The sequence below is a fragment of the Methylobacillus sp. DLP286 genome (assembly GCF_056636515.1).
Genome location: NZ_CM153145.1, coordinates 2,569,707 through 2,582,038 on the forward strand (window position 1 = coordinate 2,569,707; position 12,332 = coordinate 2,582,038).

A 12,332-nucleotide genomic window follows, 5' to 3' on the forward strand; every position below is an offset into this window, starting at 1 on the left:
TCAATATCATGCTGATTATTCCTGCTATCGACCTGAAAGACGGTCATTGTGTTCGTTTGAAACAAGGCTTGATGGAAGATGCTACCGTATTTTCCGAAGACCCCGGCGCCATGGCCCGGCACTGGGTTGACCAGGGCGGCAAGCGCTTGCATCTGGTGGATTTGAATGGCGCTTTCGCAGGCAAGCCAGTCAATGAGGGCGCTATCAAGGCGATTGTGAAGGCGGTGGGCAATGACATTCCCATCCAACTCGGTGGCGGTATCCGCGACCTGGATACGATAGAGCGCTACCTGGATGATGGGATCAGCTACGTGATTGTGGGGACTGCCGCGGTCAAGAGCCCGGGTTTCCTGCACGAGGCTTGTTATGCGTTCCCGGGGCAGATCATGGTGGGCCTGGATGCCAAGGATGGCAAGGTCGCTGTGGATGGTTGGTCCAAGCTGACCGGTCATGACGTGATCGACCTTGCCAAGAAATTCGAGGATTATGGCGTCGAAGCTGTGGTGTATACCGATATCGGCCGAGACGGCATGCTGACAGGCGTCAATATTGAAGCGACCGTGGCCTTGGCGCAGGCGCTGACCATTCCGGTGATTGCCAGTGGCGGCGTGACCAACCTGGATGACGTGCGCCGTCTTGCCGAGGTCGAAAGCGAAGGCGTGATTGGCGCCATTACAGGCCGTGCAATTTACGAAGGTACGTTGAATTTTACCGAAGCCCAGACGCTTGCGGACGAGCTGAGCCGGATATGAGCTTAGCCAAGCGCATTATTCCCTGCCTGGATGTCACTAACGGCCGCGTGGTCAAGGGTGTCAATTTCCTGGAGTTGCGTGATGCGGGCGATCCGGTGGAAATTGCGCGCCGGTATGACGAGCAGGGCGCCGATGAGCTGACCTTCCTTGATATTACTGCCAGTTCGGATAACCGTGGCCTCATCCTTGGCATCATCGAGCAAGTGGCCTCGCAGGTGTTTATCCCGCTGACGGTGGGCGGCGGGGTGCGCGAGGTGGAAGATGTACGCCGCCTGCTCAATGCCGGCGCTGACAAAGTCAGCATCAATACGGCGGCCGTAACCAACCCGCAGCTGGTGGCGGATGCCGCGGCTCGTTTCGGGTCGCAGTGCATCGTGGTGGCGATTGATGCCAAGCAGGTGGGTGATCACTGGGAAATCTTTACCCATGGCGGGCGCACCCCTACTGGCCTGAATGCCGTTGACTGGGCGCGTAAAATGGTCGAGCTCGGCGCCGGGGAATTGTTGGTGACCAGCATGGATCGCGATGGTACCAAGATGGGCTTCAATCTCCCGCTTAACCGTGCAATCAGCGAAGCAGTGGATGTGCCCATCATCGCGTCCGGCGGTGTTGGCAATCTGGTGCACCTGGTCGAAGGCGTCAGGGAAGGGGGCGCTGATGCGGTACTGGCCGCCAGCATCTTCCATTATGGCGAATATACGGTGCGCCAAGCCAAGGAATACATGCGCGAGCAAGGAATAGAGGTGCGCTTATGAGCGAGTCGTGGCTAGATAAGGTAAGCTGGACGCCAGATGGCCTGGTGCCCGTGATCGCACAGGAAGCCGGTACGAACAAAGTATTGATGTTCGCTTGGATGAACCGCGAAGCGTTGCGCCTCACGGCGGAAACGGGTCAGGCGGTGTACTGGTCGCGTTCTCGCGGCCGCCTTTGGCACAAGGGCGAAGAATCCGGCCATGTGCAGAAGGTGCACGAAATCAGGCTGGATTGCGACGAGGATGTCATCCTTATCTTGGTTGAGCAGGTAGGCGGTATTGCATGCCATACTGGCCGCCACAATTGCTTCTTCCAAAAGTTGGAGCAGGATGATTGGGTCACTGACCAGGCTGTCATCAAGAATCCCGAGGATATTTATCACCATGAGTGATGTGCTGGACAGGCTTGCTGAACTGTTGGAACAGCGCAAGGGCGCAGATCCGCAGTCATCTTACGTTGCCAGGCTGTATGCCAAGGGCACGGATGCCATTTTGAAGAAAATTGGCGAAGAGGCGGCTGAAACCATCATCGCCGCCAAGGACGGGGATGCGGAAAAGATAGTGTATGAAACCGCCGATCTCTGGTTCCATAGCTTGGTCATGCTGGCGCATGCCGGCCTGGGCCCTCAAGACGTGCTGCGGGAGCTCGCAAGGCGCGAGGGCTTGTCGGGGCTTGAGGAAAAAGCCTCCCGTCCGGTAGAGTAACGAATAAGCGTTTTTGAATTGAATGGAATATCGATGAGTGCTGATTGTATTTTCTGTAAGATAGTGGCGAATGATATTCCTTCAAGCAAGTTCTATGAGGATGAAGAGGTTATTGCGTTTCACGACATTCGTCCGATTGCCCCGGTACACTTCCTGATAGTGCCCAAGGGCCATGTGGAAAGCTTGGCGGGCTGCGATGCTTCGCACCAGGCGCTGCTGGGGAAGATATTGTTATTGGCGCCCAAGCTCGCTGCCCAGTTAGGCCTGAAAGGATTCCGCACCATGATCAATACCGGGCGTGAAGGCGGGCAGGAAGTATTTCATTTACACATCCATGTATTTGGTGGTGGCGACACCTTACCAAAGATTTAAAATTAGGAGAGCTGGTGATGGGTTCATTCAGCATTTGGCATTGGTTGATCGTACTTGCAATCGTGGTGCTGATTTTCGGTACCAAGCGCTTGCGTAATCTTGGCAGCGATGTCGGCGGAGCCGTCAAAGGTTTCAAGGAAGCAGTCAATGAAGGCAAGTCTGGCACGGCCGCGCTTGATGACGATGTCAAGGGGCAGACTGTAGAGAACGACGTCAGGCAAAAGGAAAAGCAGTAGACTGAACGGGCCTGCCTGTGTTTGATATTGCCTTTTCTGAGCTGGTCGTCATTGGGATCGTGGCACTTGTGGTCATCGGGCCAGAAAAGCTGCCCAAGGTTGCCCGCACGGTGGGCCTGTTGTTGGGCAGGGCGCAGCGCTATGTCAATAACGTCAAGTCGGACATCAGCCGCGAATTGCGTTTCGAGGAGCTGCAGCGATTGCAGGCAGACATCCGGGATGCCGAGTCGGCTTTTAAGCAGGCTGGTACCGATATAGAGCAGGAAATGCAGAAAATAGCTTCTCCTGGTCAGGAAAGTCCAGATTCGGAACCTCGGATCTCTGGCCAGAATACGGACGACGGCTTACAAGATCGCGGCAGGCCAGATTGAATACCCCTTCAGATACCTTCGTCTCGCACCTGATCGAGCTGCGGGACCGTTTGTTGCGCATCATTATCGGCATCGTGCTGATTACGCTGGTCCTGTTTCCGTTCGCCAACGACATCTACCACTTCCTGGCCCGGCCTTTGTTGCAGAGCCTGCCTGTCGGCGGGCAGATGATTGCGACCGATGTCACGACGCCATTCTTCGTACCCATGAAAGTGGTGTTGCTGGCGGCATTCATGCTGTCCCTGCCTCATACCCTTTACCAGATATGGGCATTTGTCGCCCCAGGGTTGTATACGCATGAAAGGCGCCTAATCGGGCCGCTTGTGTTTGCTAGCACCATGTTGTTCCTGGTTGGAATGGCGTTCGCTTATTTTCTGGTATTCCCCGTCGTATTCGGCTTCATTACGCACACCGCACCCGCAGGGGTGGCGGTCATGACGGACATCGGCAAATACCTGGATTTTGCCATTACCCTCTTTATTGCCTTCGGATTGGCATTTGAAGTGCCGGTCGCGGTTGTATTGCTGGTGAGCGCTGGTATCGTCAGTGTCGCATCCTTGCGCGAGGCCCGCTCATATGTGATTGTCGGGGCGTTCGTCATTGGCGCGATCTTCACGCCGCCCGACGTGATTTCCCAGGTGATGCTGGCCGTGCCGTTATGGGTGCTGTATGAGGCTGGCATCCTGGTGGCGAGCATGATCCAGAGAAAAAGCCAGCAACAGCTACATTGATGCGGCTGCCGGCCCGGTGGGAAGCTGGCTATCCCTCATTCGCGGCTGTTGGCAAGCTGAGGGGTGGGGCGCTTGCCGATGACGATGGGCAATACCAGTTCGTTCTGGTTGCGCGCAACCTTGATCAGCACTTTCTTTTCAGGCTTCAGGTTGGAGATCACGTTCAGCATCGTGGAGCTGTCGATAACCTCCCGGCCATCGATCTCCAGCAGGATATCGCCAGGGCGCAGCCCGGCCTTGTCTGCGGGGCTTCCGCGCACTACGCCTGCTACCAGTGATCCGCGCACTTGCTTCAGGCGGAATGATTCCGCCAGTTCGGGCGTAATGTCCTGTGCTTCTATGCCGATCCAGCCGCGGGTCACGCTGCCTTGGCGGATAATCTGTTCCATGACTTGCTTGACCAGGCTCACAGGAATAGCGAAGCCTATCCCCATGGATCCGCCGCTGCGGGAATAAATCGCGCTATTGATGCCTACCAGGTTGCCTTCGGTATCGATCAGGGCGCCTCCGGAATTGCCGGGGTTGATCGGCGCATCTGTCTGGATGAAGTTTTCAAAGGTATTGATGCCAAGATGGCTGCGGCCAAGCGCGCTGATAATGCCTTGCGTGACGGTTTGCCCGACGCCGAAGGGATTGCCGATGGCGAGTACGACATCGCCCACGCTGATATTGCCGGGTTGTGCAAACGTGATGGCCGGCAGGTTGCGGACATTGATCTTGAGCACGGCAAGATCGGTTTCGGGATCGGTGCCCACGATACGGGCAGGGAAGGTCCTGCCGTCCGGCAACGCGACCTCGATCTCGTCAGCGGATTCAATGACATGGTGATTGGTCAGGATCAGGCCCTGGCTGTTGACGATGACGCCCGATCCCAGGCTGTTCTCGCGCTGGCTTTGCTGCTCGTCCAACTGGTCGCCGAAAAAGTGGCGGAACAAGGGGTCATCCATAAAAGGATTGCCCATGGGCTGATTGGATTTTTTCGAGGTGAAGATGTTGACGACGCTGGGCATGGCCGCCTGGGCTGCCTGGCGGTAGGACCCTGGCTGGGCCTGGCCGGCGTCGCTGTAAGTGGGCGCTTCCTTAACGGCGGCAACGGGCTTGTCGTTCAAGGGAAGCAATTGCGGGTAAAACAACTGCACCACAAAAAGAGCAGCAAGACTGATGGTGACTGTCTGTGCAAAAATAAGCCAGAGTTTGCGCATGTTGGTTTCGACGTGGTGCGAGTCTAAATGTTGGAGAGTGTAAATGAAGCTGAAAGAACTGGTTGATTATACCGGACAATTCCTTGAGGTTGAGCGCTTCAAAGATTATTGTCCGAATGGCCTGCAAGTGCAGGGGTGTGGTGAAGTCAATAAGCTGGTAACGGGCGTAACAGCCAGTCTGGCCTTGCTCGATGCGGCACAGGAAGCTGGCGCCGATGCCATATTGGTACACCATGGTTATTTCTGGCGCAATGAATCTCCAGTCGTCACAGGCGTCAAGCATGCGCGCTTGAAGTTCTTGTTGCAGCATGACATCAGCCTGCTTGCATACCACTTGCCGCTCGATGCCCACAAGGAACTTGGTAACAACGCGCGGCTAGGCCAAATCATGGGCATAACGCTGGAAGGGTGGGCTGGCGACCAAGGATTGATCGCGTATGGCGCCCTGCCGGCTGAAGCTACATTGGGAGCATTTTCTTGTGCGCTGGCAAACCAGTTGCGCCGTACCCCGCAGGTGTTCGGCGACTTAGAAAGAAAAGTGCGCCGCGTCGCTTGGTGTAGCGGCGGTGCACAAGGCTATTTCGAGACGGCAATCAGTCTTGGCGTAGACCTTTACATCAGCGGAGAGGTGTCCGAGCAGATATTTCATCTGGCACACGAAACGGGAGTGGCCTACATCGCCGCGGGACACCATGCGACGGAACGTTATGGGATAGAGGCGCTGGGGATGCATCTGGCAGAAAAGTTTGCATTGGAGCATGAGTTTATCGATATTGAAAATCCAATATAACTTGATGATTATTAAGTTAAAAATAAACATTATCTTTCATTTTGTCCGCACTTTCTGTACAATCTTGCCCTTACTTTGACCGGTTGTGTGCATGATCCGGCTGAAAGCTTTCTTTATTCCCTGGCAGAGTTCTATCCATCCTGCTGGGCATTCTTCAAGTGAGATAATGAATTATGATGACCTTGTATTCCGGTACTACCTGTCCTTATAGCCATCGTTGCCGTATTGTGCTGTTCGAAAAGGGCATGGATTTCCAGGTGATAGATGTGGATATGGCAAACAAGCCGGAAGACTTGGCCGTGATCAATCCGCATAACACGGTGCCTGTGCTGGTTGAGCGTGACTTGGTGCTCGAGCAGGCCAATATCATCAACGAATATATCGATGAGCGCTTCCCGCATCCGCAATTGATGCCGGCCGACCCCGTGATGCGCGCCCGCGCCCGCTTATTCCTGCATAACTTCGAAGAGCAGCTGTTCAGCCATATAGACGATATCGAGTCTGGAAATGCCAAGGCTGCGGACAAGGCGCGCGCGACGATACGCGACAACCTGACCCAGATCGTTCCCTTGTTCAGCCGCCAGGAATACATCCTGGGCGACGAGTTTTCCATGCTGGATGTCGCCATCGCCCCGCTGCTCTGGCGCTTGGGCCATTACGGTATCGAGCTGCCGAAGCAAGCCGCCCCTTTACTTAAGTATGCGGAACGTATATTCTCTCGCCCGGCTTACATCGAAGCGATGACGCCCTCCGAAAAAGCGATGCGGAAATAGGTGGTCCAATGAGCGCAATTACCTCGACCAAGCCATATATGGTGCGCGCTATTCACGAGTGGTGCACGGATAACGGATTGACGCCGCATTTGCTGGTTGTCGTTAATGCGCAAACGATAGTGCCCATGGCCTATGTGAAGGACGGGCAGATAGTGCTGAATATTAATTACAGCGCTACAAAAAGTTTGCATATTGGAACAGATGCTGTTACATTCTCAGCCCGTTTCAATGGTGCATCGAATGAGCTGTATGTGCCGATGAGTGCGGTGCGAGGAATTTTTGCTCGCGAGAATGGACAAGGCATGTTTTTCGAAGAGGATTCTCCAGATATGGATCCCGATGAAAAAGGTGCTCAAGGCGGTGAGGCGAGTATTGGGAGTTCGCCTGATGCGCCGGTGGTAAAAAAGCCATCATTAAGGGTGGTGAAGTAGTAATAAAAGTTTCAGTTGTGCCGGATTAGCTCAGTTGGTAGAGCAGCGCACTTGTAATGCGAAGGTCGTCAGTTCGATTCCGACATCCGGCACCATTTCTTTTTGAAAATGCGTTTGACACTAAGTCAAAATATACGCATAATCCCGGGTTCTGTTTGGAGGGGTGGCCGAGTGGTTAAAGGCGACGGACTGTAAATCCGTTCTCTCAGAGTACGAAGGTTCGAATCCTTCCCCCTCCACCAGCATAGAATTTGGGGCCAGGGCATAGATTTCTGGTTAGATGTGCGGGTGTAGCTCAGTTGGTAGAGCACTTGCCTTCCAAGCAAGATGTCGCGAGTTCGAACCTCGTCGCCCGCTCCATTTAAAATTCAGAATTTAAGAAAAATGCCCATGTGGCTCAGTGGTAGAGCACTCCCTTGGTAAGGGAGAGGTCGCGGGTCCGATTCCCGCCATGGGCACCATTTGGTGCTTGGATATTAAACGCACTCATTAACTTGATAAAGTCGGTTAAAGGAAACGGAAATGGCAAAAGGTAAATTTGAGCGGACGAAGCCGCACGTAAACGTAGGGACGATTGGACACGTTGACCACGGCAAGACCACACTGACAGCTGCGATCACCACCGTATTGACCAAGAAATTTGGTGGCGAAGCCAAGGACTACTCCCAGATCGACAACGCGCCGGAAGAAAAGGCTCGCGGCATCACCATCAACACCTCCCACGTAGAATACGAAACAGAGACTCGTCACTACGCTCACGTTGACTGCCCAGGCCACGCCGACTACGTCAAGAACATGATTACCGGCGCAGCCCAAATGGACGGCGCTATCCTTGTCGTCTCGGCTGCTGACGGCCCCATGCCACAAACCCGCGAACACATCCTGCTCGCCCGTCAAGTTGGCGTACCCTACATCATCGTCTTCCTGAACAAGGCCGACATGGTCGACGACGCAGAACTGCTCGAACTCGTTGAAATGGAAGTGCGCGAACTCCTCTCCAAGTACGAATTCCCTGGAGACGACACCCCCATCGTCAAGGGCTCCGCCAAGCTCGCCCTCGAAGGCGACCAATCCGACATCGGCGAACCTGCCATCTTCCGTCTGGCAGAAGCCCTGGACAGCTACATCCCGACACCGGAGCGTGCAGTTGACGGCACCTTCCTCATGCCAGTAGAAGACGTATTCTCCATCTCCGGTCGTGGTACCGTCGTGACCGGCCGTGTAGAACGTGGCATCGTCAAAGTTGGCGACGAAATCGAAATCGTCGGCCTCAAGCCAACCCTCAAGACCACCTGTACCGGTGTCGAAATGTTCCGCAAACTGCTCGACCAAGGTCAAGCGGGCGACAACGTCGGCGTACTGCTGCGTGGTACCAAGCGTGAAGAAGTCGAGCGCGGCCAAGTGCTCTCCAAGGTAGGCTCCATCAAGCCGCACACCAAATTCACTGCCGAAATCTACGTGCTGGGCAAGGACGAAGGCGGCCGCCATACCCCATTCTTCAACGGCTACCGTCCACAATTCTACTTCCGCACCACCGACGTGACCGGCGCAGTAGAACTGCCAGCGGGTACCGAAATGGTCATGCCGGGCGACAACGTCTCCATCACCGTCTCCCTGATCGCGCCGATCGCGATGGAAGAAGGTCTGCGCTTCGCGATTCGTGAAGGCGGCCGTACCGTCGGTGCCGGTGTTGTGGCTAAGATCGTAGAGTAATATCCCGTTAGGCCGTGCATCCTTAAACAGATGTGCGGCCATTGTGTTGGTGAAGCTTTACAGGCCAGTAGCTCAATTGGCAGAGTATCGGTCTCCAAAACCGAGGGTTGGGGGTTCGAGGCCCTCCTGGCCTGCCATTAATTAAGTGCAAAATATGACCGAAAAGATTAAGCTGGTGATATCCCTGCTGCTGGTTGCTGCTGGGGTTGCCGGCTTTTATTTGCTGGCTGATCAGGCGCTGGTAGTGCGTATTCTGGCCTTTTTGGCAGGGATTATTGTTGCACTGCTCGTGCTGAAAACGACGCCTACCGGGCAGAATGCGTTTGCATTTGCGCGCGAAGCGGTAGTTGAAACCCGCAAGGTTGTCTGGCCTACCCGCAAGGAAACGATACAAACCACCGCTGCAGTGTTCGGGCTGGTGATTGTAATGGCCATTTTCCTCTGGATAGTTGATATTGGCTTCATGTGGGCTGTGAAGCAGTTGATGGGGAGGGGCGCGTAATGAGTAATATGCGGTGGTATGCCGTACAAGCCTTCTCCGGGTTCGAGAAGTCGGTCAAGAAAGGGCTGGAAGAGCGCATTGCGCGTTCTGATATCGGTGATTTGTTTGGCGATATCTTGGTGCCGGTCGAAGAAGTCGTCGAGATGAAGAACGGCGTCAAGAGCATTACCGAGCGGAAATTGTATCCGGGCTATGTTCTGGTTCAGATGCAGATGAGCGATGAGAGCTGGCATTTGGTGAAGAGTACGCCCCGTGTGACGGCATTTATCGGCGGTACTGCGCAGAAGCCGACCCCGATCAAGGACAAGGAAGTTGAAATCATCCTGCAGCGCATGGATGAAAGCAAGAGCAATCCGACGCGGAAGCTTACTTTTGATAAGGGTGAGTCTGTGCGCGTGATTGACGGTCCGTTCAAGGACTTCTCTGGCAGTGTTGAAGATATCAACTATGAAAAGAGCAAGCTGCGCGTGTCGGTGGTGATCTTCGGTCGTGCTACACCTGTGGAGTTGGATTTCAGCCAGGTGGAAAAAGAGGTTTAATGGTATTGAGCTGTGTCTTGCCCGGTGGCAAGGCGCGGCTTTTTGCACTCCGACGTTTTGGAGTGCTCAGCGTGATGCTGGTGCATCACATATCTAATGACTGGGGAGCTTGTTCAAACAAGCGTTATGACCCAAATTAGGAGTTTAAGATGGCAAAGAAAGTTATCGGCTATATCAAGTTGCAGATTCCTGCAGGTAAAGCCAACCCAAGTCCCCCTGTTGGTCCTGCATTGGGTCAACGTGGCCTGAATATCATGGAGTTCTGCAAGGCGTTCAATGCAGCAACTCAAAGCCTGGAACCAGGCCTGCCGATTCCGGTCGTGATCACTGCGTTTGCAGACAAGAGCTTCACCTTTGTGATGAAGACGCCTCCTGCAACCATCCTGATCAAGAAGGCGGCCAAGATCGACAAGGGTTCCCCGCGTCCTCACACAGACAAGGTCGGCAAGATCACCCGCGCACAAGCGGAAGAGATCGCCAAGACCAAGGCCCCTGATTTGACGGCGGCCGATCTGGATGCGGCAGTGCGTACTATCGCAGGTAGCGCACGCAGTATGGGTATCGAAGTGGAGGGTGTGTAAATGGCTAACGTTTCTAAGCGTATCGAGGCCTTGCGCGCCAAGGTTGATCGTAACAAGGTATATCCCGTTGTTGAGGCCCTGGCTCTGGTCAAGGAAACTGCAACTGCCAAGTTTGATGAGTCCGTGGATGCCGTGATCAATCTCGGTATCGACGCGCGTAAGTCAGACCAGTTGGTGCGCGGCGCATTGGTGTTGCCGCATGGTACAGGCAAGACCAAGCGTATCGCCGTATTCGCACAGGGCGCTGCTGCCGAGGCAGCCAAGGCTGCTGGTGCCGACATCGTTGGTTTCGAAGACCTGGCTGAGCAAGTCAAGGGCGGCATGCTGGACTTTGACGTTGCGATTGCAACGCCGGATGCAATGCGTATCGTCGGTACCCTGGGTCAAGTGCTTGGTCCTCGCGGCCTGATGCCTAACCCCAAGGTCGGCACCGTGACTCCTGACGTGACCACTGCAGTGAAGAACGCCAAGGCTGGCCAAGTGCAATACCGTACCGACAAGGGCGGCATCGTACATTGCACCATCGGCCGTGCTTCTTTTGGCGTTGATGCGCTGAAGGAAAACCTGGCTGCGCTTGTGGATGCGTTGAACAAAGCCAAGCCGGCTTCGTCTAAGGGTGTTTACCTGAAGAAGGTTTCCGTTTCCAGCACCATGGGTGCCGGTGTGCGCGTAGACCAGTCCAACCTGGCTTAATGAATCAGGCGCCGTCTTGAAGTAAGTCGGCGCCGCAAAGAACTTTGGGCCCGTGGCGCAAGCCATGGGGTTGTCAAAGACCGTAGGAGCCCAGGCGGGCTTAATGGTGGCAGAACTCTAGCCAAGTCCTACGCAGATGGCGTTACCCGGAACAGGATTTTTATTCCTGATGAAAGGTCGCCGTGGGAAGGTGTTTGCAGGAGACTGCAAATGCTTAATTAACGGAAGGAGAAGACCTTGAGTCTTAATCTTGAGCAGAAAAAGGCAGTAGTTGCTGAGGTTAGCGAGCAAGTCGCGCAGGCCCAGGCAATTGTTCTTGCTGAGTATCGTGGCATTGAAGTGGGCGACATGACCAAGTTGCGTGCTGAAGCCAGAAAATCCGGTGTATACCTGCGTGTTCTCAAGAACACCCTGGTACGTCGCGCTGTTGACGGCACACAGTTTTCTGGGTTGGCGAACGACATGGTAGGCCCGCTGGTATTCGGTATTTCCACCGATCCAGTTGCCGCGGCAAAGGTTCTGAACAATTTTGCCAAAGCCAACGACAAGTTCGTCATCAAGGCTGGCGCTTTGCCAGGCAAGGTCCTGGATGCCAAGGGTGTGCAAGCCCTGGCTACCCTGCCAAGCCGCGAAGAGTTGCTGGCCAAGTTGCTTGGCACGATGCAGGCGCCTGTTGCACAGTTCGTACGCACGCTCAATGAAGTGCCTACGAAATTTGCACGCGGTCTTGCTGCAGTGCGCGACCAAAAGCAAGCAGCCTAATCAATATCAATATTTATCAGGAGTATTAACAAAATGGCATTATCTAAAGCAGAAATTCTTGACGCTATCGCTTCCCTGACAGTTCTCGAACTGTCCGAGCTGATCAAGGATCTGGAAGAAAAGTTTGGCGTATCCGCAGCTGCAGCTGCTGTTGCAGTAGCTGCTCCTGCAGCTGGTGGCGATGCTGGCGCGGCCGCTGCAGAAAAGACTGAGTTCGATGTTATCCTGGCTTCTGCTGGCGACAACAAGGTGAACGTGATCAAGGCTGTTCGCGAACTGACTTCCCTGGGTCTGAAGGAAGCCAAGGACCTGGTTGACGCTGCTCCTAAGGCAATCAAGGAAGGCGTTTCCAAGGCTGATGCTGAAGCTGCTGCTAAGAAACTGGAAGAAGCTGGCGCTAAGGCTGAAATCAAGTAATACCGCTGTA

Annotated in this window: 19 protein-coding genes and 5 tRNA genes; 23 read left to right on the top strand and 1 reads right to left on the bottom strand. The window is 54.6% G+C overall.

Going from position 1 to position 12,332, the window contains the following annotated elements; translation table 11 throughout:
• The first annotated feature begins 8 nt into the window (after window positions 1–8).
• The 8 genes from hisA to tatC are packed head-to-tail and all read left to right on the top strand — an operon-like array spanning window position 9 to window position 3,919.
• On the top strand, window positions 9–752 hold the full coding sequence (gene hisA, locus ACWXTG_RS12265; RefSeq protein WP_407997581.1) for a 1-(5-phosphoribosyl)-5-[(5-phosphoribosylamino)methylideneamino]imidazole-4-carboxamide isomerase: 744 nt from the start codon (window positions 9–11) through the stop codon (window positions 750–752).
• Entirely contained in the window at window positions 749–1,507 is a 759-nt protein-coding gene (hisF, locus tag ACWXTG_RS12270) for an imidazole glycerol phosphate synthase subunit HisF (RefSeq protein WP_309564173.1), read from the top strand. Before hisA ends, hisF begins: the two co-directional genes overlap by 4 nt.
• Window positions 1,504–1,896, top strand: coding sequence for a phosphoribosyl-AMP cyclohydrolase (gene hisI / locus ACWXTG_RS12275; protein ID WP_309564174.1), 393 nt, complete (start codon window positions 1,504–1,506; stop codon window positions 1,894–1,896). The genes hisF and hisI overlap by 4 nt, the downstream gene beginning before the upstream one ends.
• Window positions 1,889–2,209: a phosphoribosyl-ATP diphosphatase gene (locus tag ACWXTG_RS12280; protein ID WP_309564175.1), complete on the top strand. Its 321-nt coding sequence runs from the start codon at window positions 1,889–1,891 to the stop codon at window positions 2,207–2,209. The genes hisI and ACWXTG_RS12280 overlap by 8 nt, the downstream gene beginning before the upstream one ends.
• Before the next feature lie 33 nt (window positions 2,210–2,242).
• Complete coding sequence (locus ACWXTG_RS12285) at window positions 2,243–2,581, top strand: histidine triad nucleotide-binding protein (RefSeq protein ID WP_407994561.1); 339 nt, start codon at window positions 2,243–2,245, stop codon at window positions 2,579–2,581.
• Window positions 2,582–2,598: 17 nt separating this feature from the next.
• The gene (gene tatA / locus ACWXTG_RS12290) at window positions 2,599–2,817 is read left to right on the top strand and encodes a Sec-independent protein translocase subunit TatA (protein ID WP_309565104.1); all 219 of its coding nucleotides are present in this window, start codon (window positions 2,599–2,601) and stop codon (window positions 2,815–2,817) included.
• Window positions 2,818–2,834: 17 nt separating this feature from the next.
• The gene (gene tatB, locus ACWXTG_RS12295; protein ID WP_407994563.1) at window positions 2,835–3,188 is read left to right on the top strand and encodes a Sec-independent protein translocase protein TatB; all 354 of its coding nucleotides are present in this window, start codon (window positions 2,835–2,837) and stop codon (window positions 3,186–3,188) included.
• Window positions 3,185–3,919 carry a twin-arginine translocase subunit TatC gene (gene tatC / locus ACWXTG_RS12300; RefSeq protein WP_407997579.1) on the top strand — a complete coding sequence of 245 codons (735 nt, stop codon included), beginning with the start codon at window positions 3,185–3,187 and terminating at the stop codon, window positions 3,917–3,919. The genes tatB and tatC overlap by 4 nt, the downstream gene beginning before the upstream one ends.
• Window positions 3,920–3,954: 35 nt before the next feature.
• Here the strand turns inward: tatC and ACWXTG_RS12305 are convergent, their stop codons facing one another.
• Window positions 3,955–5,121 (bottom strand): Do family serine endopeptidase, encoded by a 1,167-nt coding sequence (locus ACWXTG_RS12305; protein ID WP_407997578.1) that lies wholly within the window; start codon window positions 5,119–5,121, stop codon window positions 3,955–3,957.
• 43 nt (window positions 5,122–5,164) lie between these two features.
• Between ACWXTG_RS12305 and ACWXTG_RS12310 the strand changes: the two genes are divergently transcribed.
• The 15 genes from ACWXTG_RS12310 to rplL all read left to right on the top strand — a co-directional run bounded on the left by ACWXTG_RS12310 (window position 5,165) and on the right by rplL (window position 12,322).
• On the top strand, window positions 5,165–5,911 hold the full coding sequence (locus ACWXTG_RS12310) for a Nif3-like dinuclear metal center hexameric protein (RefSeq protein WP_480220062.1): 747 nt from the start codon (window positions 5,165–5,167) through the stop codon (window positions 5,909–5,911).
• A gap of 173 nt (window positions 5,912–6,084) precedes the next feature.
• Window positions 6,085–6,684: a glutathione S-transferase N-terminal domain-containing protein gene (locus tag ACWXTG_RS12315; protein WP_309564181.1), complete on the top strand. Its 600-nt coding sequence runs from the start codon at window positions 6,085–6,087 to the stop codon at window positions 6,682–6,684.
• Window positions 6,685–6,692: 8 nt separating this feature from the next.
• Window positions 6,693–7,115: a ClpXP protease specificity-enhancing factor gene (locus tag ACWXTG_RS12320; protein ID WP_309564182.1), complete on the top strand. Its 423-nt coding sequence runs from the start codon at window positions 6,693–6,695 to the stop codon at window positions 7,113–7,115.
• Between the two features lie 19 nt (window positions 7,116–7,134).
• A tRNA-Thr gene (locus tag ACWXTG_RS12325) sits at window positions 7,135–7,210 on the top strand.
• A 62-nt stretch (window positions 7,211–7,272) separates the two neighbouring features.
• Window positions 7,273–7,357: transfer RNA gene (locus ACWXTG_RS12330), tRNA-Tyr, on the top strand.
• A gap of 42 nt (window positions 7,358–7,399) precedes the next feature.
• Window positions 7,400–7,475, top strand: a tRNA-Gly gene (locus tag ACWXTG_RS12335).
• A gap of 26 nt (window positions 7,476–7,501) precedes the next feature.
• A tRNA-Thr gene (locus ACWXTG_RS12340) sits at window positions 7,502–7,576 on the top strand.
• A 61-nt stretch (window positions 7,577–7,637) separates the two neighbouring features.
• Window positions 7,638–8,828 (top strand): elongation factor Tu, encoded by a 1,191-nt coding sequence (tuf, locus tag ACWXTG_RS12345; protein ID WP_407994567.1) that lies wholly within the window; start codon window positions 7,638–7,640, stop codon window positions 8,826–8,828.
• 61 nt (window positions 8,829–8,889) lie between these two features.
• A tRNA-Trp gene (locus ACWXTG_RS12350) sits at window positions 8,890–8,965 on the top strand.
• Between the two features lie 17 nt (window positions 8,966–8,982).
• Complete coding sequence (secE, locus tag ACWXTG_RS12355) at window positions 8,983–9,330, top strand: preprotein translocase subunit SecE (RefSeq protein WP_407994568.1); 348 nt, start codon at window positions 8,983–8,985, stop codon at window positions 9,328–9,330.
• On the top strand, window positions 9,330–9,869 hold the full coding sequence (gene nusG / locus ACWXTG_RS12360) for a transcription termination/antitermination protein NusG (RefSeq protein WP_407997742.1): 540 nt from the start codon (window positions 9,330–9,332) through the stop codon (window positions 9,867–9,869). The genes secE and nusG overlap by 1 nt, the downstream gene beginning before the upstream one ends.
• A 149-nt stretch (window positions 9,870–10,018) precedes the next feature.
• The gene (gene rplK / locus ACWXTG_RS12365) at window positions 10,019–10,450 is read left to right on the top strand and encodes a 50S ribosomal protein L11 (RefSeq protein WP_067267457.1); all 432 of its coding nucleotides are present in this window, start codon (window positions 10,019–10,021) and stop codon (window positions 10,448–10,450) included.
• A complete protein-coding gene (rplA, locus tag ACWXTG_RS12370) occupies window positions 10,451–11,143 on the top strand; it encodes a 50S ribosomal protein L1 (RefSeq protein ID WP_407994570.1) in 693 nt (230 codons plus the stop codon). It begins immediately after the preceding gene.
• A 237-nt stretch (window positions 11,144–11,380) separates the two neighbouring features.
• Window positions 11,381–11,905, top strand: coding sequence for a 50S ribosomal protein L10 (gene rplJ, locus ACWXTG_RS12375; protein WP_025873090.1), 525 nt, complete (start codon window positions 11,381–11,383; stop codon window positions 11,903–11,905).
• 33 nt (window positions 11,906–11,938) lie between these two features.
• The gene (gene rplL / locus ACWXTG_RS12380; RefSeq protein WP_309564186.1) at window positions 11,939–12,322 is read left to right on the top strand and encodes a 50S ribosomal protein L7/L12; all 384 of its coding nucleotides are present in this window, start codon (window positions 11,939–11,941) and stop codon (window positions 12,320–12,322) included.
• The last annotated feature ends 10 nt before the right edge of the window (window positions 12,323–12,332 follow it).

Excerpts from the sequence above, each read along its gene's own strand:
- ACWXTG_RS12285 (WP_407994561.1), top strand. The coding sequence starts at position 2,243 with ATGAGTGCTGATTGTATTTTCTGTAAGATAGTGGCGAATGATATTCCT.
- ACWXTG_RS12320 (WP_309564182.1), top strand. The coding sequence starts at position 6,693 with ATGAGCGCAATTACCTCGACCAAGCCATATATGGTGCGCGCTATTCAC.
- tatA (WP_309565104.1), top strand. The coding sequence starts at position 2,599 with ATGGGTTCATTCAGCATTTGGCATTGGTTGATCGTACTTGCAATCGTG.
- nusG (WP_407997742.1), top strand. The coding sequence starts at position 9,330 with ATGAGTAATATGCGGTGGTATGCCGTACAAGCCTTCTCCGGGTTCGAG.
- ACWXTG_RS12315 (WP_309564181.1), top strand. The coding sequence starts at position 6,085 with ATGATGACCTTGTATTCCGGTACTACCTGTCCTTATAGCCATCGTTGC.
- ACWXTG_RS12305 (WP_407997578.1), bottom strand. The coding sequence starts at position 5,121 with ATGCGCAAACTCTGGCTTATTTTTGCACAGACAGTCACCATCAGTCTT.
- secE (WP_407994568.1), top strand. The coding sequence starts at position 8,983 with ATGACCGAAAAGATTAAGCTGGTGATATCCCTGCTGCTGGTTGCTGCT.
- rplA (WP_407994570.1), top strand. The coding sequence starts at position 10,451 with ATGGCTAACGTTTCTAAGCGTATCGAGGCCTTGCGCGCCAAGGTTGAT.
- ACWXTG_RS12280 (WP_309564175.1), top strand. The coding sequence starts at position 1,889 with ATGAGTGATGTGCTGGACAGGCTTGCTGAACTGTTGGAACAGCGCAAG.
- rplL (WP_309564186.1), top strand. The coding sequence starts at position 11,939 with ATGGCATTATCTAAAGCAGAAATTCTTGACGCTATCGCTTCCCTGACA.
- ACWXTG_RS12310 (WP_480220062.1), top strand. The coding sequence starts at position 5,165 with ATGAAGCTGAAAGAACTGGTTGATTATACCGGACAATTCCTTGAGGTT.
- hisI (WP_309564174.1), top strand. The coding sequence starts at position 1,504 with ATGAGCGAGTCGTGGCTAGATAAGGTAAGCTGGACGCCAGATGGCCTG.
- tuf (WP_407994567.1), top strand. The coding sequence starts at position 7,638 with ATGGCAAAAGGTAAATTTGAGCGGACGAAGCCGCACGTAAACGTAGGG.
- hisF (WP_309564173.1), top strand. The coding sequence starts at position 749 with ATGAGCTTAGCCAAGCGCATTATTCCCTGCCTGGATGTCACTAACGGC.
- rplK (WP_067267457.1), top strand. The coding sequence starts at position 10,019 with ATGGCAAAGAAAGTTATCGGCTATATCAAGTTGCAGATTCCTGCAGGT.
- hisA (WP_407997581.1), top strand. The coding sequence starts at position 9 with ATGCTGATTATTCCTGCTATCGACCTGAAAGACGGTCATTGTGTTCGT.